At 70.6% G+C, this 24,037-nt stretch carries 13 protein-coding genes and 1 tRNA gene; 1 reads left to right on the top strand and 13 read right to left on the bottom strand.

From position 1 onward, the window contains the following. Positions 1-176: 176 nt before the first annotated feature. Both ABNF97_RS06465 and ABNF97_RS06460 read right to left on the bottom strand, forming a co-directional pair. Positions 177-6,419, bottom strand: a complete 6,243-nt coding sequence (locus ABNF97_RS06465) for an RHS repeat-associated core domain-containing protein (RefSeq protein WP_349337942.1) — start codon at positions 6,417-6,419, stop codon at positions 177-179. A 200-nt stretch (positions 6,420-6,619) separates the two neighbouring features. Continuing rightward, positions 6,620-10,324, bottom strand: a complete 3,705-nt coding sequence (locus tag ABNF97_RS06460; protein WP_349337941.1) for an RICIN domain-containing protein — start codon at positions 10,322-10,324, stop codon at positions 6,620-6,622. Positions 10,325-10,863: 539 nt separating this feature from the next. Here ABNF97_RS06460 and ABNF97_RS06455 point away from each other — a divergent pair. Next, positions 10,864-12,243 carry a golvesin C-terminal-like domain-containing protein gene (locus ABNF97_RS06455; protein ID WP_349337940.1) on the top strand — a complete coding sequence of 460 codons (1,380 nt, stop codon included), beginning with the start codon at positions 10,864-10,866 and terminating at the stop codon, positions 12,241-12,243. Positions 12,244-12,307: 64 nt separating this feature from the next. On the opposite strand, the gene ABNF97_RS06450 is transcribed toward ABNF97_RS06455, so the two are convergent. From ABNF97_RS06450 to ABNF97_RS06400, 11 genes are all read right to left on the bottom strand, one after another. Beyond that, positions 12,308-15,166, bottom strand: a complete 2,859-nt coding sequence (locus tag ABNF97_RS06450; protein WP_349337939.1) for an AfsR/SARP family transcriptional regulator — start codon at positions 15,164-15,166, stop codon at positions 12,308-12,310. Positions 15,167-15,247: 81 nt separating this feature from the next. Beyond that, the gene (locus tag ABNF97_RS06445) at positions 15,248-15,829 is read right to left on the bottom strand and encodes a S26 family signal peptidase (RefSeq protein ID WP_130465082.1); all 582 of its coding nucleotides are present in this window, start codon (positions 15,827-15,829) and stop codon (positions 15,248-15,250) included. After that, positions 15,829-17,721 carry an ABC transporter ATP-binding protein gene (locus ABNF97_RS06440; RefSeq protein WP_349337938.1) on the bottom strand — a complete coding sequence of 631 codons (1,893 nt, stop codon included), beginning with the start codon at positions 17,719-17,721 and terminating at the stop codon, positions 15,829-15,831. Before ABNF97_RS06440 ends, ABNF97_RS06445 begins: the two co-directional genes overlap by 1 nt. Beyond that, entirely contained in the window at positions 17,718-18,260 is a 543-nt protein-coding gene (locus ABNF97_RS06435) for a redoxin domain-containing protein (RefSeq protein WP_130465084.1), read from the bottom strand. Before ABNF97_RS06435 ends, ABNF97_RS06440 begins: the two co-directional genes overlap by 4 nt. Then, on the bottom strand, positions 18,169-18,837 hold the full coding sequence (locus ABNF97_RS06430; protein WP_349337937.1) for a MauE/DoxX family redox-associated membrane protein: 669 nt from the start codon (positions 18,835-18,837) through the stop codon (positions 18,169-18,171). The genes ABNF97_RS06435 and ABNF97_RS06430 overlap by 92 nt, the downstream gene beginning before the upstream one ends. Positions 18,838-19,052: 215 nt before the next feature. Beyond that, positions 19,053-19,223 carry a hypothetical protein gene (locus tag ABNF97_RS06425; RefSeq protein ID WP_349337936.1) on the bottom strand — a complete coding sequence of 57 codons (171 nt, stop codon included), beginning with the start codon at positions 19,221-19,223 and terminating at the stop codon, positions 19,053-19,055. A 477-nt stretch (positions 19,224-19,700) separates the two neighbouring features. Then, positions 19,701-19,777, bottom strand: a tRNA-Ala gene (locus ABNF97_RS06420). A gap of 94 nt (positions 19,778-19,871) precedes the next feature. Then, complete coding sequence (gene sepX / locus ABNF97_RS06415; protein WP_207230652.1) at positions 19,872-20,717, bottom strand: divisome protein SepX/GlpR; 846 nt, start codon at positions 20,715-20,717, stop codon at positions 19,872-19,874. Positions 20,718-21,004: 287 nt separating this feature from the next. After that, positions 21,005-21,646 carry a GNAT family N-acetyltransferase gene (locus tag ABNF97_RS06410; RefSeq protein WP_130465086.1) on the bottom strand — a complete coding sequence of 214 codons (642 nt, stop codon included), beginning with the start codon at positions 21,644-21,646 and terminating at the stop codon, positions 21,005-21,007. Between the two features lie 85 nt (positions 21,647-21,731). After that, complete coding sequence (locus ABNF97_RS06405; RefSeq protein ID WP_349337935.1) at positions 21,732-23,051, bottom strand: molybdopterin molybdotransferase MoeA; 1,320 nt, start codon at positions 23,049-23,051, stop codon at positions 21,732-21,734. A 22-nt stretch (positions 23,052-23,073) separates the two neighbouring features. Next, positions 23,074-24,030 carry a sugar phosphate nucleotidyltransferase gene (locus ABNF97_RS06400; RefSeq protein ID WP_130465088.1) on the bottom strand — a complete coding sequence of 319 codons (957 nt, stop codon included), beginning with the start codon at positions 24,028-24,030 and terminating at the stop codon, positions 23,074-23,076. Positions 24,031-24,037 lie beyond the last annotated feature (7 nt).

Raw genomic sequence — 24,037 nt, 5'->3', positions numbered from 1 at the left:
GCACACCTCCCCGGCAGGGGGTCTGCGCCGACCGCCGACCCGGTCCGCCTAGCGTACGACGCCGGGGTACCTCGGGGAGCGGACCGGGCACCCTTTGCGGGCCCGGCCGGCTCGGCCCGGCCGGGCATGGGCCGGGAACCTCGTCGGTCCCCGGCCCGTGCCGGCATACCCGCGAGTTACTTCGGATAGTGGCTGTAGGTGGCCACGCTTGCGCCGATCAGACCGCTGTCGACCACGTCGAACGTCCGCGACAGCCGCTGGTAGCCCCGGACCTGGTCGGCGGCGTGCCGGCGGAGCACGGCGGAGCCGCGGGTGGTGGTCGGCACCCTGACCACGGCTGCCTGCAACTGTTTGGCGCTTCCCAGACCGACCTTCGCCGCCCCGCCCGCTCCGAAGCTGAGCCCGGTGGCCAGTTCCAGCCCGGCCTTGCCCCATTCGCCGTCCTTGCCATACCTGCCGGCGTCGACCATGGCCATTCCGGCGGCGACTCCACCGCACGCGACACAGCCCATGAGCGCGGCGACGCTGAGACCGATCTTGGCGCTGTCCCAGATCGCACCGCCGGGCTTTGAGTTCTCCCAGGTCCATCTGGCCGCCGTGGCGGTTGCCCGACCGACCGCCTTCAAGGCCCGGGTGGCGTCCTGTCGGGCCTTTCTCGCCATCCTGGAGGCCGCGGCAGCCCCTGTCTCCACGGTCTTCTTGATCCGTTTGGCCGCCGCGATGGCCGGGTTGATCTTTTTCCTGACCTCTTTCTTGATTCGATCGGCGTACCGCTTGGCCTTGGTCTTGATCTTTTTCTTGATCTTGACGATCTTCTTGTGGATCTTCTTGACCTTGCGGACGATCCTTTTGTGGATCCTCTTTAGCTGGGTGACGCGTTTCTTGACGTGGTTCTTGACGATCGTCACCGGCACCCGAACCAGGTTGGTCACGTGCTTGACGACCTTGTGCACCACGGTCCGGGTCACCGTCTTCTTGATGACGCGGGTGATGAAGCCGAACTGGCCGTCGGGATCGGCGTGCGTCACCGGGCTGTTGTTCGCGTAGGCGTACCCGTTCGTCTGCTGTGGATCGCCGAAGTCGATGACCGGGTCCACCGAGATGAACCGGCCCAGGCTCGGGTCGTACTCGCGGGCACCCAGGTGGACCAGTCCGGTCGGATCGCTGGTCCCCCCGACGAAGGACTTCTGCCCCGGCCAGTGGTCCGGCGCCGCCCCGCGCAGCTCACCGTACGGGGTGTGCCGGCGGCGGTGCACCTGCTGGGTCGCCGCGTCGACGGCGATCTCCGGGGTGCCGTGGTGGTCCAGGGCCAACCAGTGCAGCTTGTTGTCGGCCGAGGTGCGCACCGCGACGGTCCGCCCGGCGAACTCGTAGTAGCGGGTACCGGTGACCGCTCCGCCGGTGCCCAGATGGACCTCGGTCCCGCCGAGGTAGAGGGTGGTACCGGTCTTGTCGCGCCGGATCAGCCGGTTCCCGTCGGCGTCGTAGACGTAGCTCGTGGTCTCCGCGCCGGTGGTGCCGGCCAGGTTGCCCTCGGCGTCCCAGACCAGGTCGAGCCCGGCGCCGCCCCTGGTCCGGGTCGTCAGGTTGCCGGTGGAGTCGTACCCGTAGGTGTCGCTCCGGGTGGTGCCGTCCGGACCCGTCGTGGAGACCGCACGCACCGCGTGCGGCTGGGAGTGTCCGGTGCTCGGGTAGTCGTAGCTGCTGCTGGTGGTGGCACCGGACTTCTCGGTCCGGGTCTCCGACAGCCGGTTGCCGGTCTTGTCGAAGGTCCAGGCGTGCCAGTACGGTGCCGGGCCACCGAGCCCGGCCGCCGACGGTGCCGTGGCGCAGTTGCCCGACTCCGGCGTCCAGGCTGCGGTCAGCCGGCGCAGGTGGTCCTGCCGGAAGCACTGGGTCTCCGGACTGGCGCCGCTGTCGGCGATCCTCGTGACGTTGCCGGCCGCGTCGTACGAGTAGCGCAGGTCGGCGAGGCGGGCGGACGCGTTCTGCCGCTCGACGATCGCCCGGCTGAGCCGATGGGTGCCGCGCTCGTACTCGTAGCTGGAGGTCATCCACGTGTCGCCGGTCGACAGCCGGAGCCGGGCCAGCTCACCGTACGGGGTGTAGTTCGCCTCGGTCACGTACGAGCTGTGTCCGGTCAGCGTGGCCGGCAGGCCCAGCCGGTCGAAGCCGAAGCTGAGCTGCTCGGCCGGCAGGCCACCTGCCGCCGGCAGCCCTTCGGTGGCGACCTCGCCATCGGTGTGGTAGGCGGTGGTGAACCGGTAGGTGCCGGCAAGCGCTCCCTCGCTGGCCGGGATCGTGTAGGCCGAGTCCGTCACCCGGCCGGCCGCGTCCAGCCCGGTGGTGGCGACGGTGTACGCATTGCCGTCCACGTACCGGGTCGCCGTGGTCTGCAGCCCCCGGGCCGGTCGGCCGTCCGGCAGCGCGTCGTACCTCCACTCGGCCCGCTTCGGTCCGGCCAGCGAACCCTCGTGCAGCGCGGTCAGCCGGCCGAGCGGGTCGTAGGCGTAGGCCAGGGTGACGCCCCGGGAGTCGGTGGCGGTCACCTTCTCGTCGGCGACGTTGTAGGTGAACGTCGTGGCGCCCTTGTCCGGGTCCTCGGACCGGATCACCCGGCCGCGCAGGTCGTAATGGTGGCGCCAGACGTTGCCGGCCGGGTCGGTGACCGTCTCGATGTCACCCCGCTTGGTGTACGTGTACCGGGTCGAGTCGTACGCCCCGGTCGGCGAGTCGCCGTGGTACTGGCGCAACTCCAGCAGTTGGCCCTCGTCGTTCATGATCTGGGTGGTCGGAGTCTCGCCGTTCGGTGGGTCGATGTCGTGCCGGTTGTGCCCGTAGGTGTGCGTGGTGCGCCAGCGTTCCACGCCGCCCACCTTGAAGATCTCCGCCACCGGCCGGTCGGCGTGGTCGTACACCGTCTGGGTCTGCGACGGCAGGAGTTGCTCGTCCGGGATGACCACGTCGGGTCCGGGTGGGGCGTCGTTGTAGTACGGGCCGTTCTCCCGGACCTCCAGGCCACGCGAGTTGTGGACGGTGTCGGTGACGACCCGGCCACCGCCGGGTGCCGGCTCCTGGGTCTGCCGGGGCCGCATGAACCCGTCGTAGAGCTCGTACTCGGTCTCGTACGTGCCGTCCGGCTGCAACGACTTCGTCGTCACCGCGTTGGCGCCGTGGTTCCGCACCAGGTAGCTGAACTCCGCGGTGGGATCGTCGGTCGCCGGGTCGCGGCCGGGCTCCCACACCTTGGTCAGCCGGCCGAGCGGGTCGTACCGCATCACGGTACGCAGGCCGTTCGCGTCGGTGGTGAGCAGTTCCTCGCCCCACGCCGGCTCCAGGATGGTCACCATCCGGTGCCCGAGCACGTTGGTGCTGGTCATGCCGGTGACCGGACCGCCGGTGGCCGGGGTGAACTGGGTCGTGCTCCGCCCGCCCTGCACGTCGATCGTCTCGGTCTGCCGGCCGTGCGCGTCGTAGCCGAACCTCATCGTGGTCACGAACGTCGGTGCGCCATCCGACCAACCGGAGAGCTCGTCCTTGCGGGTGACGTTGCCCCGGGTCGGCGTGGCGCCGAGGGTGTTGCTGCCGTCGTAGTAGTAGCGCTCGTCGCTGAGCAGGTCGGCCGGGTACGACGGGGTCTTGTCACAGCTCACCCCGACGGTCTCCTCCCGGACCAGCAGGTCGATCAGCCACACGGCCTCGTTGTCCACATAGGTGTAGCGGGTGCAGGTGTCGTCGTCCGGGTCGGCCAGGTCGTTGTAGTCCACCGACCGCAGCAGCCGGCCGGCGGCGTCGTAGACGTTGTCCGATCCGGAGTTCTGCCAGCCGCCGGCGGTCTTCGCCTCGGCCTGCCGGACCTTCGCCTCTTCGATCTGGTACGCCGAGGTCGTACCCCAGTTCCGGGTCCGCGTCGCGGTCGGTGCCGAGACCCACGGATCGGTGATCGACCGCTCCAGGATCTCGCCGTCGGGCTTGTAGGTGATCTGCTCCCGTGGCGCCCCGGCCAGTGGATCGAAGTCCCGCCAGATGGTGTTGGTGGAGTCCCGGACCACCACCGACTTGGTGCCACCGGCGGCGGTCCTGTCCCCGTCCATGCCCCGGAAGTACAGCGCCTCGGTGACCGTCCTCACCTCGTCGGCCGTGCCCTTGGTCATCCGGACCTTGCCGTAGCCGCGCCACTGCGACCACGTCTTGCGGTCGGTCGGGACCAGACCGTCCTCCTCGTCGTGCCGCCACGCCGGGGTGGTGAGGTAGTCGATCGTGGTCACCTCCGGCTCCAGCCCGGTGGTCCGGTCGGACTCGGTGACCTGGGTGACCACGTACTTGTGGAACCAGTCCTCCCGTTCCTTGAGCTCACCCTCCGGCGTCCAACGCACCGGGTGGCATCGCATGGTGTTCGAGTCCGGCGTGGGCAGGTTGTCCGGCCCCGAACACTCACCGGGCGCGTAGTCGACCATCACCTCGCCGCCGGAGTCGAGCTGGACCTTCACCAGCCGGAACCAGTTCATCGGCGGGATGTCGTCTTTGCCATCCACCCGGTTGTTCAGTTGCTTGCCTGTGAAGCGCACGTCCGGCTCGACGACCTCATCACCGACGTGACCCTTATGCCGGATCCACTCCAGCCACAGCCCCGCCCGGGTACCGTCGCCCGGGCTCGGGAAACGCGGCTCGAACTCCCACGACTCCACGTCGGCGAAGGCGGACCCCCGCCAGATCTGGGTCGTGACCTTGGCCAGGCGCTTCTGGGTCCAGAACGTCGGCGAGTGCTTGTTGGTGCACTTGCTACTGCTCGTGCAGGCCTGGTCCCACGGCACGTCCGGCCAGTTCGCCGGCTGCGACGAGGAGCACGTCGTGCCCGGAATGCACCGGTCGGCCGGCGTCATGACCACGCGTCCGATCGGCCCCGACGTCACCGTCTGCTCGTCGACGCGGTGCCCGTAGTCGATCCGGGCCAGCCAACCACCCCGGTCATACGCCGAAACCTTCGACGCCGACATATTACGACCGTAGAAATTCGACTCCCGCTCGTAATACAAGCTCATCGCATTGCCATGCACATCCACCACAAAATCGAGATTCCACCGCCACGCCTGCGCACAGTGCGACGCGTCGAACGTCGACTTGTAGCACGGCTCCCCCTTCTGGTTGCCATACACCGGCAACGTCCAGGTGGAATTCGTCACCTCCGAACCCGGAATCTTGTGCTTACCGAAAAAGTACTGCGTACCATCCTGAGTGGTGATCCGCCAGTACTCACCGTCATAATCCCCGTTCGGAGCATCAAACAACCGCTCCACCCGAGAACCATCGTCAACCCTCGGCCGCCACTTCCCGGTCTCGTCGTCAAGGATCAGCTCGCCGCCCTTGCCGTTGAGCGAGAAGACCGCGTTGTCGGTCGCCCAACACATGTCACCGGTCTTGTGCCCACTGTTGTTCCCACCGGCGGTGTCCGTACCACAACTGGTGTACCGACGCTCGATGTAGCCACCCGGGTTGAACTCGAACCCCTCGCCCACCCAGGACGGCTGGTTGTTCGTCGCCGAAGTCCGCCCATCCATGGAACCGCTGGAGTACGACAACTCCAGTTTCGGCTCCGGGCCACCCGCCGCCGGCGGCGTCTCCATCGGGTAGCTCCAGTTGAAATCGCCGGAGGAGGTGCCGACCGTCCACATCGACGACGGCGCCATCGGCGACGCCTTGAAATCACCCGCGCCGGACGACGACGCCGCCACCACCGCGTACAACCCCGCATCAACCGGCCGCGCCGCAGATGCCAGCGTCCCCGGTGCGGTCACATCCGCACTCAACCGACCCGAACCGTTGTTACGAGTCGCCACCGGCGTACCCACACACCCCGGCCGCTCCGGCGACGTCACCGCACACCCAGGCAACTTCACCAACCGCAACCGAACCGCCCAGTCCGCCCCGAACGCATCCCGGAAACCCGAGTAATCCACCTCCAACGACACCCGGCCATCCCGCGCCACACCATCAGCCCGCCGCACATCCAACAACAGACCGTCCAGGTACCGATCCTTCAACTCCACCCGGACCCGGCCCGGCGCGGCCTCCGCCGCAGTGGCGGCCGCGTCCGACGCCGTACCCTTCGGGGCCGTACCCTTCGGGGCCGAGACCCGGATCGGCAGCGAGCCGGCCGACGCCACCCCGCTGTCCTGCGCCACGCCGCGCTCTCCCGCAGCGCCGGCCACCGCCACCTCGGCGACCCCGGGCGCCGGCCACTTCACCGTCGGGGAACCCCGCAGGGCCTTCAGCTCAGCCGGATCCGGTTCGGACTCCGGCACCGTGACGGACCGGACCGGCACGGACCGCTCGCCGGAGAGCTGGTGATACTCCGGCGCCGCCTCCTTCGCGGATGCGGGTCCCGCATCCGCGAGCGTGACGACGAGCACCAGGCTCATCGCGGGCACGATCGCGTGTCGCGCCACCCGCGACCATCGATGCCGTGTCGCCAGTCTTCGCCGCCGGTCCATGACGTCTCCTATCCGGTTCCCCAGGTCACCTCGGTGTACAGCCGGCAGGCTGGATCACCCGCCTCGATGCGTGGATGCTCAGGACGGTGTTGCCGTGGCACGGAAAGCGCGCAGGACGGGGGCCGCGGTCACGGCTCCAGGCGAAGGGCGAACCGCTGACTGTCCGGCGGTACCGCCGCGCAGGCCCCCTGCACGATCTGCGCCCCGTTGGCGAGACTCGCACCGTCGACCCGCAGGCACTTCCCGCTGTGTACGACCCGCATCTGCACCACGGGCTCGTATCCGCCGCCCGCCACCAGGTCGAGCCGGAACAGCTGGTTGGGCTTCACCGCACCACCGTCATGACACGCGTACTGGAGGGTCTGCGCGCCGTCGAGCAGGCTGTACACCCTGATGTCGAGGCACTTGTCGGCGTCCGTCCTGATCAGGTAATACGGCGAGCCACCGACCCGCTCGAAGCGGAACGTCTCCCAGGTGGCCGTGGTGACGCAGTCCCACTGGTCCAGCAGCACGTCGTTCGTCGTCCGGCCGCCCGGTACGTCGAAGCACTTGTTGCTGTGCACCGGATGGATCCGGTACCTGCGGTTCGGGTCCACCTGCACGGTCGGCTTGGCCTCGCTGACGTACCCCTCCCAGTCGGTTCGCTTGTCGGCGAACCCGCCGCCGTTGGAGATGAAGGTGTAGAGGCGGCGTTTGCCAGCGCCGGTGTCGTACAGCGAGGCGACATCGACCCGGCCGTCCGCGTCGAAGTCCCCGGCGGCGAGGGTTCCGCGGGTGGCGTCCAACCCGCCCGCGCCGCTGCTCCACCATGTCGTCGGGGTCCAGACGTCGGCCCGAGCCTTGAAGACCACCAGCCGCGCGGTGGCGTTGCCGTCGTCGTAGAGCGCGACCACCTCGTCGCGACCGGCGGCGTCCCCGTCGACGTCCCCGCCGACGAACCGCGCCCGACGGGCGTCGAACCCACCGGGCCCGCTGTCCCACCGCGACCCCGGACCGCTGAGCACCCCGGCGTTGGCGTGGTGGATTCGCATCTGCGTCTGGGCGCCGCCGATGTCGTGCATGTCCATGACGTCGTCGTCGCCGTCCCCGTCGACGTCCATCGCCACCAGGTTGGCACCGGAGACCCCGGGGCCGGGGACGGGACTGGTCCAGCTCAGCGCCGGGGCGGCGAAGCCGTTCCCGGTGGACCGGAACACCCAGAGCTTGACCTGGTTGTCCGCCAGACCCTGGAGCGCGGCGATGTCGTCGTCGCCGTCGGCGTCGAAGTCCCCGGCGACCACCTTCAGGTGGCTGAGCCGGAAGGTGTCACCGCTCCAGACCGGCTCGCTGATGGCCGAGAACCGGTTGCCGTCGGCGGGCAGCAGGAACAGCCGTACCATCCGGTCGGCGTCCTCGCGGAAGATGGCCACGTCGGTGCGGCCGTTCCCGTCGAAGTCACCGGTAACGCTCCGCACCAGGTCGGCCGGGAACCCGCCGGCGATGCCGGTGTCCCAGGCGACGTACCCATTGTGGAATCCGCCCGGGGCGGAGAGCAGGTTCCACACCGCGGTCTGGCCGTGGCCGTGGTCCACCAGCGTGGTCACGTCGGCGCGCCGGTCGCCGTTCACGTCGGCGGAGATCGCCGGATCCGTGACGGCGCGGCCCCGGGCGACCAACTCGTATCCGCAGCCGTAATCGTCGCAGTTGAGCCCGCTACTGTTGCCGGCCCGGTCCACCGCCCGCACGTAGAGGGTCCGGCGGACGTCACCGGTGTCGGACGCGTACTGCGGCCAGAGCGTCACCGGTACGGTGGCTCTGCCGTCCGCCCCGGCGGCCACCCACATGGTGGTGATGTCCGGGCTGAACCCGTAGTGGTAGCCGGTGACATCCGTTTCCGCACCGCTCGGAGCGAAGGTCACCGTGCCGGCCTCGCCCACCGACTTCACCGGGGTAGGGCCGGGATAGTCCTGCGAGGTCACGGTGGGCGGGTTCGGCCGGCTGGTGTCCACGGTGAACCAGCAGCGCTCGCTGTAGTCGCTGGCCAGCCCCGAGTCGACGGTACGGGCGCGATAGCTGAAAACGGCACCGGGTTGATTGGTCGGCAGCGTCCCGGCGGCGACCGGCGGCCAGCGCACCACGCTGCCCGAGCCGACCGTGCCGGAGGAGAGACTGGTCAGCACCTGCTCGCCGGAGAGGATTTCCAGTTCGTTGCTGACGTTGTCGCTGTTCGGGTCGAAGCCCACCCCGCTGAAGATCGGGGTAGCGGTCTTCAGCGGGGTGGGCGCGGCAGCCGTCCCGCAGGGCGACGGCGGCACGGTGGAAACACTCGTCGGGATCTCCGGCGGAGTGTTGTACTCGATGTTGAGCCGCGCGGTGGAGACCTTGAACCGCTTCCACCAGTCCCCGTTGCCCTCTTTGCCGCTCGGGATCCGCAGCCCGAAGCCGATCGCCTCCTGCGGACCGTTCGCCCCCGCGACCGCCTCCTGCACGACCGGGGTGACCGTGTCGGGGCTGAGGCCGAACTCCATCAGCTTCGGTGGCTGGGCGCAGGCTGACTTGTTGGCCTTGCCCTCGCGGGTGTCCAGGGCCGCACCACCGAGCCAGTGCCCCTTGGTGTTGTTCCAGGTCCAGTTCGCCGGGGCGATGGGGTCGAGCAGTTTGGTGTGCCACAGCTCCACGCCCGTCTCCGCGCAGGTTCCGGTGTGCGTCATGGAGATGGAGAACCAGGCGCGGGAGACCTTCGCCCGGGCCACCCGGGCGATGTTCATCTGGAAGAGGCTCCGCCACGGGGGGCCAGTTGTGCTGCCGTACACGGTGCCGACCCGGACATCCTCCCGGTAATGGTCGCTGTTCCAGTACGATGTGTCGTCGTCGCCCTTATAGACCGGGGTCCACAGGTACTGGGCGGCGCTGTACGAGGGGTCGATGTAGACCGGGTACCGGGTGTCCGGGGCGGCGAGCATCCGCTGGTCCGGGATCACCACCAGTTCATCGGGCTTGATTTCCAGGTCCATCACCCGCCGGCGGTCCGGGGCCGGCCCCGCCTCGGCGGCATCTGCCGTCTCCGCCGCGTTCGCCGCATTCACCGACGCGATCCCGGTCGGCCCGGACGGCTCCGGCGTGCTGTCCCACATCAGCGGCGGTCCGGCGGCGAAGACCGCCCGGCCGGTGGCGTCGACCGCCACGCTGCTGCCGTCCTCACCCGCGCGCAACGCGAGCTTGCGGGTACTGGTGCCGAACCGGATGCGCCGCAGCGCCGGATTCGCCGCTGCGGCGGCGTTCTTCACGACGAGAACCTGCGAGAAGCCCACCGGGCTGACCCGGACCTGCAGGTCCACCCCGGGCAGTACCTCGGGATAGGTCGCCGTGTCGGCATCGAGTACCGGCTCCGGCAGCGGCGCCGGCCAGCTCAACGCCAACTCGGCGCCCTGCTGCTCGGCGGTGACCAGCGGACCGGAACCGCCGCCGGAGAGCCGAAGCCCGACCGGGGTCGCGCCCGGCGACACGCTGCCGTCCGCGCTCCGGACCAGCCGGGTGTCGATCGGCACCCACTTGCCGTCGCGCTTCGCCCGTACCGGCAGCAGGTACTGCTCCAGCGTGCGGGTTCCGGACGGGTTCGCGAAGACTCGCGCGGTCTCGGTGCGTTCGGCGGCGATCTCGACGGGGACGCCGGTACGCCGTGCCGTCTCGGCCGCCCGGGCGGCCTCGGTCCCGTCCGCCGAGTCAGGTGCCGTCGGCGCGGCCGGCGACCGGGACAGGGCAGCGCCGGACGCCACCCCCGGTACGGCCGGGTTCACCAGGAGTGCCGCCAGGAGAGTCGCCGACCAGCCGGCCACAGCGAATCGAGATGTCATCACGGTCCTTCCGCTCCGCACGCGCGCACCGCCGTGCGCCGTCCGACCGGCGGTCGGTGCACGGGCAGCATCAGGATGGCTACGGGACCGCACAGTTTCCGCACATGCGCCCGGCGTACGCGTGCCTGAGCCAACCTGCCGCAACGACATCACCGCCAGGCCGGGAGGCGGCTCCCCCGCCGGCACCAGCGCCGGACCGCCGAGGGCTAACCCTTGACCGCGCCGGGCCGGGGCACCGCAGGATCGCCTGGATCGGCGGGCCACTGGCCTCCGCGCCGTCGGCCGAACGCTGAGATCCTCACGCTCGACGAGCCGCCGACCGCAATCGTCGCGGGTAACGACGAGATCGCGGTCGGGATCCTCGCCGGTGTCCCACACACACAGATTCACATCCAGGAGTGAGCCTCCGGCCGCCCAAGCCCGCGTGGGTCCGGAGGCTCAGTTCGTTAGTGCATAACGGAATATCGACATATATGGTGGGCCGGGGCGTCGGCTGGATCAAGGTAGATGTCGATGGGAAACGAAGGGACAGTGGTGGCATGAAACGCAGAGCGCTGATGGCGCTGGTGGCCGGGTTGGTCACTGCCGGCGGTGCGGTGGCGAGCCCCACAGGCGACGCGGTGGCGCACCCAGCCGGCGACGGCGCCACCGCCGGGACCGCGGTCAACGCGTCCGGTGTCAACGATCCGGTGGCGGACCCTGGTCCGCTGAGCCGATGGATCGGCGTGGGACCGGCCGGACGCACCACCGCGGCCCCGGCCGCGGTGGCCCCGGCCGCGGTGGTCTGTGACGGCGACGGCACCAGCGGCAAACGCGTCCGGATTCTGTACGTCCGGGAGACGTCCCAGACCGATCGGCTCGCCCAGTTCCAGAGCACGTTCCAGCAGTGGGCAGCCCAGATCGACGAGGCGTTCTTCGTCGACGCGCAGGCCACTGGCGGGTACCGGCGGGTCCGGTGGGTGCACGACGCATCCTGCGTGCCGACGGTGACCCGTGTCGTAGTGCCGAACGGCACGCTCGGCGACTTCGGAGACACCTTCGATGCCCTGAAGAGCGCGGGATACAACAGCACGAGCCGCAAGTACCTCGCGTACGCCGAGACCACCTCGTGGTGCGGACTCGGCGGTGGTGGCCCCGGGGCGAACGACTCCCGGCCGGGTGCGGAGAACCGGTACAACTCAGGGCCGGAGCTGGCCACCATGGGTACCGGCTGCTGGGGTTGGGCGCCCAGCGCGCACGAACTGCTGCACACCCTCGGTGCCGTGCTACCCGGGGCGCCGAACGCCACCGCTCACGGCCACTGCTGGGACGACGAGGACATCATGTGCTACGACGACGGCGGAATACCGAACCCGCCGGGGCAGTTGGTCAAGGTGTGCCCGGGAGCACCGGAGAATCAGCTCGACTGCAATCACGACGACTACTACAACGTGCGACCGGCCGCCGGCACCTGGCTGGCCAGCCACTGGAACGTCGCGAACAGCCAGTACCTGATCAGCACCCCACCCGCCTGGTCGGTCATTGTCGACAACACGTCGACCTCGTTCCGGGCCAGCGCCAACTGGCAGATTTCGAGCTACTCGACCCAGCGGTACGGCGCCGACTACGGGTTCGCCAACCCGGAACCGATTTCCGATCCGGCCTGGTACTCGGCCGACCTTCCGGGTAACGGGACGTACAAGGTGGAGGTCTGGTACCCCGCGACGTCCGGCTACAACGACCGCACGCCATACGTCGTGGTGACCAGCTCTGGCAACCAGACGGTACATGTCAACCAGCGGACCAACGGCGGCAAGTGGGTGACCCTGGGGACGTACCCGATGTCCGCCGGGGCACACGACGTGGTTGGCGTGTCACGCTGGACGGCCGGCACCGGGTACGTCATCGCCGACGCGATCCGGCTCACCAGAGTCTCCTGAGCAGAGGTGTACCGGGTCGTGTTCCTGGACCCGACCCGGTACACCAAGACGTCACCAACGCCTACTACGTCGCCGACCGCGTCCCCGCCCCGGGCACGGCGGGCTTGGACTCAACCGTTGCGGGCCCTCGTCGCGCCAGGTGAAGTCGTCTCCGTACCTGGTCGGCTTCCGGATGATCCAACTCTTGGAGGATCGACAGAGCCTGCTGCCATGCGACACGGGCGGCGGCCCGGCTTCCGGCCCTGTCGTGCGCGTCGCCGAGATGGGTGAGCGAGATCGCCTCGTTGGATCGGTGACCGATTTTCCGGTACAGGTCGACCGCGCGCGCGTAGGAGTCGACGGCGTGTCCGTCGCCAGCGATGAGGTGGGCATAGCCCAGGCTGTCCCAGGTGGCCGCCTCGCCGGCCCGGTTGTCCATCGTCCGCAGCAGTTCCAACGCCTGCCGGCAATGACGGATCGCATGCTTGTGATCCCCCAACAGTGCGTAGCACCAGCCCACCGAGTTGAGTGAGCTGGCGTGCCCGGCGCGGTGTCCGGCCTGCCGGAAGAGTCCGAGTGCCCGCAGGTCGTACCGGAGCGCCTCGTCGACCCTGCCCTGCTGTTCGTGGAGCCAGCCGAGACTGCGGTGGGTGAAAGCCTGGCCAACCCGGTCGTCGACGGCCACGAACAGGTCGAGCGCATGCCGGTACTGGGACTCGGCCTCCTGGAAGCGGCGCAGCCGGATGTACGCCGATCCGAGGGTGCGATATGCCTCGGCCTCGGCCAGCCGGTCGCCCTCGCGCCGCGCCGCGACCACCGCCGCCTCGTGCGTGGTGGCCCAGTCGTGCCAGTGGCCCCGATGGTCGAAGAAGTTCGCCAGGGTCCACGCGATCCGCCAGACGTGGCCGTCGAATCCCGCCCGCTCGGCCTGGCCGACGACGGCCATCAGCACCGCATGCTCGGTGGCGAACCAGGCGAGCGCCTCGACCTCGTCCTCGAACGACACCTGCGCCAGTCCGGGACGTGGCGTCGGCAGGGCGATCGGCTCCCGCGATGTCCGCAACAGCCGGTCGGCCGCGGCGGCGGTGTGCAGGTAGTGGTCGAACAGCCGACCCATGGCCGCGTGCTCCTCGTCGCCCGGCCGTTCGGCCACGAGCTCCCGGGCGTACGCCCGTAGCAGGTCGTGACACGCATACCTGCCCGGGATCCGCTCCTGCAACAGGTGGGTACGGGCCAGCTCAGCCAAGAGCGATCGGGCCTCCGCCACCGGCAGCGCGGCCAGGCTCGCTGCGGCGGGCGCGTCGATCTCCGGCGTCGTGCAGAGTCCGAGCAACTCGAACAGGCGCCCCGCCCCGGCACTCAATCGGCGGTACGACCAGGAGAAGACCGACCGGGCGTCGGCGGCCGCGTCGCCGCTGGCGAAGGCGTGGAGTCCGCCCTGGGCGGCGCGGATCTCGTCGGCCAGGGCACGGAGCGAGAAGTGCGGATGGCTGGCGGCTCGCGCGGACACGATGGTCAGGGCCAACGGAAGCCCCGCGCAGGAGGCGATGATCTCGGGTACGGCCTCCGGTTCGGCCGCGATCCTTTTCGACCCGATTCGGCGGCTCAACAGGCGGCCGGCCGCCGTCGGGGTGAAGACGTTGAGGCCGACGAGATGGGCGCCGTCCGCGGTGATCAGGCTCGGCAGCTGATCCCGGCTGGTCACCAGCGTCGGACAGGTGGTCGAGCCGGGGAGTAGCGGACGGACCTGGGCCGCGTCGTGGGCGTTGTCGAGCACTACCAGCATCCGACGGCCGGCGACCAGGCTACGGTAGAGGGCGGTCTGGGCCTCCGCGGTAACCGGCATCCGTTCCGGGGAGACGCCCAGCACCTCGAGGAACAGACGCAGGGCTTCGTCCGGACGCATCGCCAGCCCGGTGGGGCCGAAACCACGCAGGTTGACGTACAACTGCCCGTCCGGGTAGTCGGCGGCCAGAGTGTGGGCCAACCGTACGGCGAGGCTGGTCTTTCCGATCCCCGCCGGACCGGTCACGATCAGGATCTGAGGGTCGGCCGGGCCGCAGAGGCGCCGCTGGATCGACTCGAGCTCGGCCACCCGCCCGACGAAGTAGGGCGGTTCGGGCGGCAACAGACGTGGTACCGCTGTGGGCTCGCGCTGCTGCGGCTTCGGCGCCAGCGATACCTGCCGGCGCAGGATGTCCCGTTGCAGATTCTGCAGCTCTGGTGCGTCGATGCCGCGCTCGTACAACAGGGCCAGGCCCTGTCGGCACACCTCGGCCGCCTCGTCGATGCGTTGCTCCGCGTAAAGGGCCGTCGCGAGCGAGCGCCGCATGCCCTCGTCGTACGGGTCGTCGCCGAGCGCGGCGGTCAGGTGCACGATCGCCTGGTCCACCTGCCCGAGTGTCGACAGTGCGTCGGCCAGGTCCCGCCGAGCCGATCGGCGCATCGCGTCGAGACGGGACGTCTCCGGTATCGCGAACGGATGGTGGGCGATGTCCGCGTACGCGGGACCGCGCCACAGGGCCAGGGCCATCCGGAGCAACTCCGCGGCCCGCCCGACCTGCTCCTGGTCGCCCTCGCCTAGCAGGCGCCGCCCCTCGCCGCACAGTCGTTCGAACCGGTGCGAGTCGATCCGGTCGAGCGGTATCCGGAGCGAATAGCCCACGCTGGCGCCGCTGCCGCTGGTCGTCACCATCGCACCGTCGCCGCGCTCCGTCTGCAGGGCCTGTCGGAGGTGCGATATGTGGCTGCGCAACGTGGAACGGGCCCGGTACGGCCTGGATCCTTCCCAGAGGAGTTCGACGAGTCGACTGGCCGGCACTATCCTGTCGACCTCGATCAGCAGGACCGAGAACAGCGCGGCGAGCTTGGGGCCCATTCCGACCAGGTTTCCGTGCCGTTGTATCCACAGTGGGCCGAGCACGGCGACCCGCAAGTCAGCCACAACCAAGCCTCCATCAGCCCCATCGGCGATCGAAAAGCGTCTGTGGCCGATGCTATCCCGCAAGCGGGTTCGCCACTCGGTTCAGCGGCGGGTCTCAGACGCGGAACCCTTGGTACGACAGGACTTCGGACGATGGGGCGGCAGGGCGACCAGCACCGCGCCGAGTATCCGCTCAGCGGGAAAGTAGCCGAACTGACGGGAGTCGAAACTCGCCCTGTGGTTGTCGCCGAGCAGCACCACGAGACCGGGTGGCACCCGGTCTTCGGACACGTTCGCCAGGGCTGCCACCCGTCCACGCGGCACCCGGTCGCCGGGCACCGCCGCCACCCGTTTGATCATCCAACGTGGGCCGGATTCCGCGAGGGTCCGGCTGCTGGTCAAGGGCCGTCCCGAACGGCAGTCACGGGGGGTCGGCCGTTCCACCACCACCACCTGGCCGACCGACATCGCCCGCCCCCGCCGTACCAGTACCCGGTCGCCGTCCTGGAAGGTCGGCTCCATGCTTGGCCCGCGAACCGTCACCGTGACCAGCCGACGGGCCAGCAGGACGGTGGCGACCAGCACCGACAGAAGCACCAGCACCGCGTAGACCAGCCCGTGCTGCCAGGCCGAGGTGGGTAGGAGCGCCGGCAGGGCACCGACGGGACGGACCGGGAACGGCATCACGGCCCACGTTCTGCGGTACGCACCAGCGCGCTCACCGTTCCGGCCCGGTAGCCGTCCGCCCCGTCCCGGTAGCCGGCGGCCTGGAGCCGGAACAGCCGGGCGTACTCGCCGTCCACCGCCATCAGTTCGTCGTGATTTCCTTCCTCCACCACATCGCCGTCGGCGAGTACCACGATCAGGTCCGCGTCCCGGACCGCACCGAGCCGGTGGGAGATGAGCAGCGTGGTCCGGCCCGCCCGGTGCCGCCGCAGGGCGGTGTGGATCTCGTGCTCCGCCTCGGCATCCAGCCCGGCCGAGGGTTCGTCGAGGATCAGCAGGTCGCGCTGGTCGCGGAGCAGTGCCCGGGCCAGGGCCAGCCGCTGCCACTGGCCCTCGGAGAGCAGCGTCCCGCTCCCCGCTGGGGTCTGGCCGGGTTCGGTGGCGAACATCCGGGAGAGCAGTGTGTCGTACCCGTCCGGCAGCGCGGCCAGCCTGCCATGGATACCCGCCCGCTGCGCCGCGGCCCGGATCCGAGACTCGTCCGCGCCGGTTTCCGGGTCGCCGAGGGTGATGTTCTCCCGGGCGGACAGGTCGTAGTGCATGTAGTCCTGGAAGACCGCGCCGACCCGCCGCCGCAGCTCGGCCACGTCGGCGTGGCGGATGTCCGAGCCGTCCCACAGGATCGCACCCCGGGTCGGGTCGTAGAACCGGCACAGCAGCTTGACCAGCGTCGACTTGCCCGTGCCGTTGAGCCCGATCAACGCCAGCGCCTTCCCGTGCGGGATCCACAGATTGATCCCGCGCAGTACCCAGGGCTGGTCCTCGGAGTAACGGAACCACAGATCGCGCACCTCGATCCCGGACCGCAGCGGCGGCAGCGGTCGTGGTGCGTTCGCCAGCGGCAACTCCGGCCCCGCCGTGGTCACCGCGAGGTAGTGGTCGAACATCAGCAGGGCCTGGTGCGTACGGGCCATCTCCCGGGCGACGGTGACGAGCGCGCTCTGCACGCCGGCCACCGCCGCGATGAAGATCGCGATATCCCCGATCGACAACTGCCCCTGCCGGGCGGCACGGATCGCCCACAACACTCCCGCGCCGGCAACGGCGGCCGCCATCAGCCCGAGCCCGGCCTGGACCAGCACCGTGCGCCGATCCACGGCACGGGTGGCGGTGTAGGCGGTGCGGCGATCCGCCAACATCCGCTCCCGTAGGAACGTACCCGCGCCGAACAGCCGCACCTCCTTTGCCGCCTCTACAGTGGACAGCAGGCTGCGGTAGAAGAACTCGCGACGTTCGGCCGGCACGATCTCCAAGAGCATCCGTGCCCGTCGCTGGGCGAGTGCCAGCTCGCCGATCAGCGCCGGGATGCCGGCCAGCAGTACCAGCGTGGTCATCACCGGGCTGAGCAGGAACAGGGAGGCCAGGAAGCCGGTGATGGTGATGGCGGCACGCGCCATCCCGAGGAGGCCGTCGACGGCCTGGTTCGGACTCGTGCCGCCGGCCTGCTGTGCCAGACGCAGCCGGTCCAGGAAGGGCGGATCCTCGAACCGCCCCAGCCCAACGAACCCGTTCACGGCACGGAAGAGCCGATCGTGTGCCAGCATCCCGGCGGCGCGGTCCAACTCGGCCCGCAGGTACTGTCCGACCTGGGGAAGGACGCTGACCAGGACACCGGCCGCAGCGAGACCGCTGCCGAGCGCGACCAGCGTCGCGAGCGCGGCGCCGCCGATCAGGTTGTCCAACACCAGTTTGGTGAGCCAGGCGGTCGCCACCGGTAGCGCGCCGCCGACGAGGGTGATGGCCGCGTACAGTCCGAGCTTGCCGGGAGCCGCCCTGCCCGTGAGCGCGCCGGCGCCCAACGCCCGCACCACCAGCCCTCGGGATCGGGCCGCCGACCGCCGGGGATTCACCGGACCGCCAACGTGGCTGGCTGGTCCACCTCCACCTTGTTGGCGGTGACGACGAGCCGTCCGGCGTCGTCGCGACCCACCCGCAGCAGGGTCGGGTAGGCGCGGGCACGGAAGGCCGAACTCAGCGCACCGTCGCCGGCCTCGACGACCACCCGGGTCACCGGCCGCAGATCCGCGACGAACGCCTGTGCCTGGTCACGGTCGCCGACCACGACGGCCAGCGAGCGGTCGCGTCCCGGCAGCGCGCGTACGTGCTCGACGAACTTCGGCAGCTTCTCCTTGCACGGCCCACAGGTGGGCGAGAAGAAGGCCACGAGCGTATCGCCGGTCAGTGCGTCGCGGGTCAACGCCTCATGGTCGACGGTGGTGGTCTCGAACTCGCCGACCACCTGGCCCACCTCGATGGCCGGTGGCCCCTGGGCGATGGTGGAGAGAAGTTCGGTGTGCTCACGCAGTCGTTTGATCACCCCGAGGGTGAGAATCAGGTTCAGTACGCAGAGCAGACCGGTGATGACCAGTGCTGCGATCAGGAAGGGCATGTCGGCTCCTGGAATGACTGAGGATGAGACCACGGGCGACGTCCGCGGCCTCCTGGGCAGGGGAACGGAAGAGTCCGACGATGTCGTCCAGCCGGGTGAGCACTCCGCCGAGGACCACGGCGCTGAGTGCGGCGAGCACGCCGCCGGGCAGTTGCGCGGGCGTGGCGGCTGTCCCGATCGTCGCGCCAAGGACGGCGACCAGCGCAAGCGCGATGTTCCGGACGACGTGTGACGGGCCCAGTGGCAGGGTTGAGGCCCCGAAGCACCGGCACGGGGTGCGTTCGCCCCGTACGATCGCCGCAAGGACGCCGACGGCGAACGCCACCAGCAGCCCCGCCGCGAGCACGAGCCCGAGCACGGCGGCGGGCGACGGCACGGTGACCAGCACGCACACCGCCGCCTCGGCGCCCACCACCCCGAGCGCCAGCGGCCTGACGAAACGGTCGGGCAACGCCGATATCCGCGCCGTCGACGCCACGAACGCCTCGAAGGCGTCCCTCCCGGTCAGCTTGCCGACGATCGAGCCGAGGAACACAACTCCGATCAGGCAGCGGATTCCTATCGCCAGGTAAGGCATCGCACATCCTTAGTGGAAGATTGGCACCGGGTCGCCGCCCGGCGGTGCCCCGGCCCCTGTCACCTGAATCGGGCGGCGCAACGCAGCGGGCCCGGGCGACCCCGACCGCGGTGCCGGTCCGCCCGGATACCAAGGTGGTACCCGGGCAGCCTCCGGCCCCTGCCGGGCGCCGACCGGACCCTGGGCTGCCACGGGCGAGCCCTACGGCACGCGGCTCAGTAGCAGAGGATCGTCGAGCAACCCGACCCGTCGCAGCAGTACGCGTCGCACGCCCCGTAGCCGCACTGCCAGCAGGAACTGAAGTACTTCCAGCCGCAGGCGGCGGCGGACGCTTCGACCTCCGGGACGAACAGTCCCAGGAGCTTCGACCCCGCTCTCTCGACCAACTTGTACATACTCCGCCTTCCTCTCATCAGCGGGCACGACCCGAAGGTCGCACCGAAGGCGCCCGGTGCGCCCTCGTGAGCCCACGATCAACGGGCCGCGTGGAAGCCGGGTGGAAAGTGGATGCAAAGGGCGTTGCGACGGACGCAATGCCCTCCGTCGGCAACGGGCTCTCGCGACGAACCAATGCCGCGGCCGTCGGCCGGTACGCCTCGTCGGAAGCGTGGCGTAGCCGCTTCGGGCTACCGCGGGATGCCGAACTCCGCTTCTACAGCTTGAGCCTGGACACGGGGCCACCGTCGCGACTGCCGCAACGTGATGTCCCAGCCAGGCCGCCCCGGTCGCCCACCTCACCCGTTCGGCTTGAGATCGTCCGCCACGTGCCACGAACTGGGGCTCCGTCCGACGACGCCAGACGGACAAATGATCAAGGGCGAACTCTCGATCTCCCGAGAACCCGCCCCTGACCTGCTGCTTTGTGGTGGAGCTGAGGGGATTTGAACCCCTGACCCCCTCGATGCGAACGAGGTGCGCTACCGGTCTGCGCCACAGCCCCTTGACCAAGCCGACGAACCGGCAGGCCGGCGCCAAGGCTAACAGGTCGGCCGCCCCGGGCGCGAACCAGCCCCGCCGACGTCACCGGGAGCCGCTCACCGTCCCCCGGCCTCGTAGGGTCGGCCGCGCAGCCCGCCGGCCCGCCGGTAGGAGACGGAACCCGCCGCCCGGCCGCCCCCGCTGGCCGCCGGAGGAAGGTCGGTCGCCCGGTTCATCCCCAGCGCGGCCCGGCGTACCGCTTCCCGCTGGGCGGCCAGGCGGCGCTGCGCCGCCCGGCGAGCCTGCGCCCGGCGGGCCTGGGCACGCCGGACCTCCGCCTGCCGGGCGGCCAGCCAGGCCGCCTCGCGAGCCTGCACGCGCCGCCGCCGGCGCTCGGCGACGGCCCGGCTCCGCAGGTGTACGAGGTACGCGCCCAGCAGTGTCGCGGTGGTCGCGAAGCCGATCCAGAAGCCGGGGCTGACCAGCACCACCCCGACCAGCTCGACGAAGTTGAGCAGGAGCAGGGCGACGAAGACCCGGCGCCTCCGGTAGACGGCCGGGGTGTGCCGGGCGGGCGGTGAACGACGCCGGGCGGGGCCCGGGTTGCGGGGCACCGAGCGCAGTCGACGGCTGCGCCGACCGTTCCCCGGCGGCCCGGAGACCGGCGGCCCGGAGACCGGCGTGCCGGGGCTGGCGGCCGGCGAGACCGGCTGGGCGGTGGCCAGGTCGGCAGGGGGAACACCAGTGCGCAGGGTGACGATTCGAGTGCGGGGTGGATTCACCGGCTGCCGCCCCGGGACGCTGCGTCGCCGTCGGCGGCGCTGGAGCACCCGCGCCGTCGACTGCGCCCGCTCCGCGGCCAGCCGCTCCGTGGCGTCGTACCGGCGGACCAGTGCCGGCGCGAGGGCGAGCAGACCGGCTGCGGCGAGGACGGCGAGGAGCACCGAGGCCGGCACCCTCATCCCTCCCGTCACCCACCTCGGGCAACCGACCGGACGAGCCTCTCCCGCACCGCCGGGCGCGTCCACGGCAGGCGCGGATCAGCTCCCGGAGCCGACGCGGGTCCGTCCGACGTTGCCGCACGTCCCGATTACTTCAGGTTACGGGGACAGACCAGGAAAATCGTGCGGCGCGCCGGCCGACCAGCGACGAAGGAGATCAACATGCGGTACCCCGGCCCGCATCCGGCACGAGATCCCCGGCGGGCCGGACTGCGCGGAGCTGTCGACGACGCCCCGGCGACACCGCTTTAGGACGCGGCGGCGCGCACCCGGTGCCAGCGGGCCAGCAGGCCACCCTCCCGGGCGACCTCCTCGCTGGTCATCGCGTACCCGATGTGGTCACGCCAGGCGCCGTCGATGTGCATGTAGCGCGGGTGGTACGCCTCCTCGCGGAAGCCCAGCTTCTCCACCACCCGCCGGGACGGGCCGTTCTCCGGCCGGATGTTCACCTCGATCCGGTGCAGCCCGGCCGGCCCGAACGCGTGGTCCACGGCGAGCGCCATCGCGGTCGGGATCACGCCGCGCCCGGCCACCCGACCGTCCACCCAGTAGCCGACGTACGCCGAGCAGAACGCCCGCCGCACGATGTTGCCCAGGTTGAGATGCCCGACCAGGCGCTCCCGGGCGCCCTCGACCAGGCAGACCGCGAACGGCATGGCCTCGCCGCGACGCGCCTGTCTGCGCTGGTCCCGGTAGACCCAGCGGAACGCGATCCGCGAGTTCATCTCGTCCCATCGGCCCGGCGGGGAGGACTCCCATGGCGCCAGCCAGGCCTGGTTGGCGCAGCGCACCTCGGACCAGGCCCCCGCGTCCGACCGCCGGTACGGGCGCAGCAGCACCGCACCGTCCCGGAGTACGACCGGCCAGCCCGGGGTCGCGGCAAGGTTCACGCCCGGTTTCCCGTCGGCAACCCACGCCTCCTCGTCAACACCCTGGCGCCGTCGCCGGCACCGCCCTGCCAGGGTGGCAGCCCGGTCACCTGCGCCGGTCCAGCAGTAGCACGTCCACGGTGGAGCCGGCCGCCGCGCTGGTGACCCGCTCGCCGAGCACCATCAGGCCGTTCGCCTCGGCCAGCCCGGAGAGCGTGTAGGGCCCACCGCGCAGCGGCTGCACGGTGTAGCCGCCGCCGCGCCGCTCGGCCACGTGCGCCGGCCGGAACTCCCGCAGCCCGGACGGCGAGGAAACGGTCTCCAGCAGGTGTGCCCGGACGCTGGGCCGGAACACCGGCTCGGCGCCGGCCAGCAACTGGATCGCCGGCCTCGCCAGCACCTCGAAGCCGATCAGTGCCGCACCGGGCTCACCGGGTAGACAGACCACCGGTACCTCCTCGGCTCCGACCGTACCGAACCCGAGGGCGCTTCCGGGATAGAGGGCGACCTCCATGAAGGTCACCGGGCTGGCCCGGCCACCGTCCCGACGGGACAGTACACGGCGGACCATGTCACCCGGGCCGGCACCGGTACCGCCCGTCGTGATGATCAGGTCGGCCCGGAGCGTCTGGTCCTCCAGCAGCCCGCGCAGCCCCTCGGGATCGTCGTCGCAGATGCCCACCCGGTACGCCAGCGCGCCCACCTCGGCCGCCGCCGCCGTCAAGGCGTGCGAGTTTATGTCCACCACCTGCCCCGGCTGGCTGGCCCGGCCGACGTCGACCAACTCGTCGCCGGTCGCCACGATCACCACCCGGGGGCTCGGCCGGACCACCACGTGCCCGATGCCGGTCGCCGCGAAGACCGCGACCAGGGCCGGCGAGATGTACGAGCCGGAGCGGGCCAGCAGGGTACCGGCCGGCAGCTCCTCACCGGCCCGGCGCAGCCCGTAGCCGCGCTTCGGGGTCCGGAAGATCTCCACCGCCGCCATGCCCTGGTCGGTCCACTCCACCGGCACCACCACGTCGGCGGCGATCGGCAGCGGCGAACCGGCCGCCACCGAGAAGCAGGCGCCCGGGGTCAGCCGGACCGGCCGCCAACTCGCCGCGCCGAGGTCGCCGACGACGTTGAGCCGGACCGGGCGGGGGTCGCCGAGCCGGCTCGGGCCGTAGCCGCCGGCCGCGCCACCGGTACGCCCCGCGCCCGAGATGTCCTCCCAGCGCGCCGCGTACCCGTCGATGGCCGCCTGGTCGAAGGCCGGATAGGCGTGCGGCGCCACGACGTCCTCGGCGAGCACGTTGCCGTACGCCTGGGTGAGGTCGAGGTCGAGCGGGGGAAGCGCCCGCAACCTGCGCAGCACGCTGCCCAGGTAGTCGGCGAGCGGCGTCAGCTCGTTGGCGGCCGCCTCGGCATCGGCCGTCGCTGTCACACCGTCACCTCGCAGAAGGGCGTCATGTGCGGCGGCCGGCGTCGGAGGCGACGAACTCGCCCAGCCACTGCCGGAACTCCGCACCGAGATCCTCACGCTCGCAGGCCAGTTGCACCACGGTCTGCAGGTAGCCCAGCGGCATGCCGGTGTCGTAGCGGGTGCCACGGTAGATGATCGCGTGCACCGGCATACCCTCCTTGAGCAGCAGACCCATCGCGTCGGTGAGTTGGATCTCCCCGCCGCTTCCCTTCCCGGTACGCCCGATCGCCTCGAAGATCGAGCTCGGCAGCACGTACCGGCCGAGCACCGCGAGGTTGCTCGGCGCGTCCTCCGGCTTCGGCTTCTCCACCAGCCCGGTCACCTCGACCACCTCGCCGAGGTCGGAGAGGCTCCGGTCCGCCGGCGCCACCGAGGCGATGCCGTACCGCTTGGTCTCGTCCGGCGGCACCTCGAAGAAGGCCAGCACAATGCCGCCGGTCCGGGCCTGCAGGTCCAGCATCGCCGGTAGCAGCGGCTCGGCGAGGTTCACGAACTCGTCGCCGAGCAGGACCGCGAACGGCTGGTCCCCGACGTGCGTCTCGGCGTACCCGACGGCGTGGCCCAGGCCGAGCTGTTCCGGCTGCCGGCAGGTGTAGATCTGCGCCAGTTCCCCGGGCCCCCGCACCGCCTCCAGCAGCTTCGGGTCGCCCTTCTCCTCCAACCGGGCCTCCAGGTCCGGCCGGCGGTCGAAGTGGTCGACCATCGCGGTCTTGCCCCGGCCGGTGATCAGCAGTACGTCGTCGATACCGGCCTGGGCAGCCTCCTCGACGATGTACTGCAACACCGGACGGTCGACGACCGGCAGTAGTTCCTTCGGCACCACCTTGGTGGCGGGCAGGAACCGGGTCGCCAGGCCGGCGGCCGGGATGACGGCCTTCACCGCCCGTCGTCCGGCCGTCGGCGTCGAGGAGTTGGCTGGGGTAGCTGCGTTCTCCGGCATGTCGCGA

It is taken from the genome of Plantactinospora sp. B6F1, from assembly GCF_040120695.1.
GTDB lineage: Bacteria > Actinomycetota > Actinomycetes > Mycobacteriales > Micromonosporaceae > Plantactinospora.
Note: the sequence above shows the minus strand (reverse complement) of the source record. Positions and strands in the feature narration are given on the sequence as shown.

Coding starts and splice junctions, on each gene's coding strand:
- ABNF97_RS06435 (WP_130465084.1), bottom strand. CDS start 18,260: ATGCCCTTCCTGATCGCAGCACTGGTCATCACCGGTCTGCTCTGCGTA.
- ABNF97_RS06430 (WP_349337937.1), bottom strand. CDS start 18,837: ATGCCTTACCTGGCGATAGGAATCCGCTGCCTGATCGGAGTTGTGTTC.
- ABNF97_RS06455 (WP_349337940.1), top strand. CDS start 10,864: ATGAAACGCAGAGCGCTGATGGCGCTGGTGGCCGGGTTGGTCACTGCC.
- ABNF97_RS06460 (WP_349337941.1), bottom strand. CDS start 10,324: ATGACATCTCGATTCGCTGTGGCCGGCTGGTCGGCGACTCTCCTGGCG.
- ABNF97_RS06465 (WP_349337942.1), bottom strand. CDS start 6,419: ATGAGCCTGGTGCTCGTCGTCACGCTCGCGGATGCGGGACCCGCATCC.
- ABNF97_RS06445 (WP_130465082.1), bottom strand. CDS start 15,829: ATGCCGTTCCCGGTCCGTCCCGTCGGTGCCCTGCCGGCGCTCCTACCC.
- sepX (WP_207230652.1), bottom strand. CDS start 20,717: ATGAGGGTGCCGGCCTCGGTGCTCCTCGCCGTCCTCGCCGCAGCCGGT.
- ABNF97_RS06400 (WP_130465088.1), bottom strand. CDS start 24,030: ATGCCGGAGAACGCAGCTACCCCAGCCAACTCCTCGACGCCGACGGCC.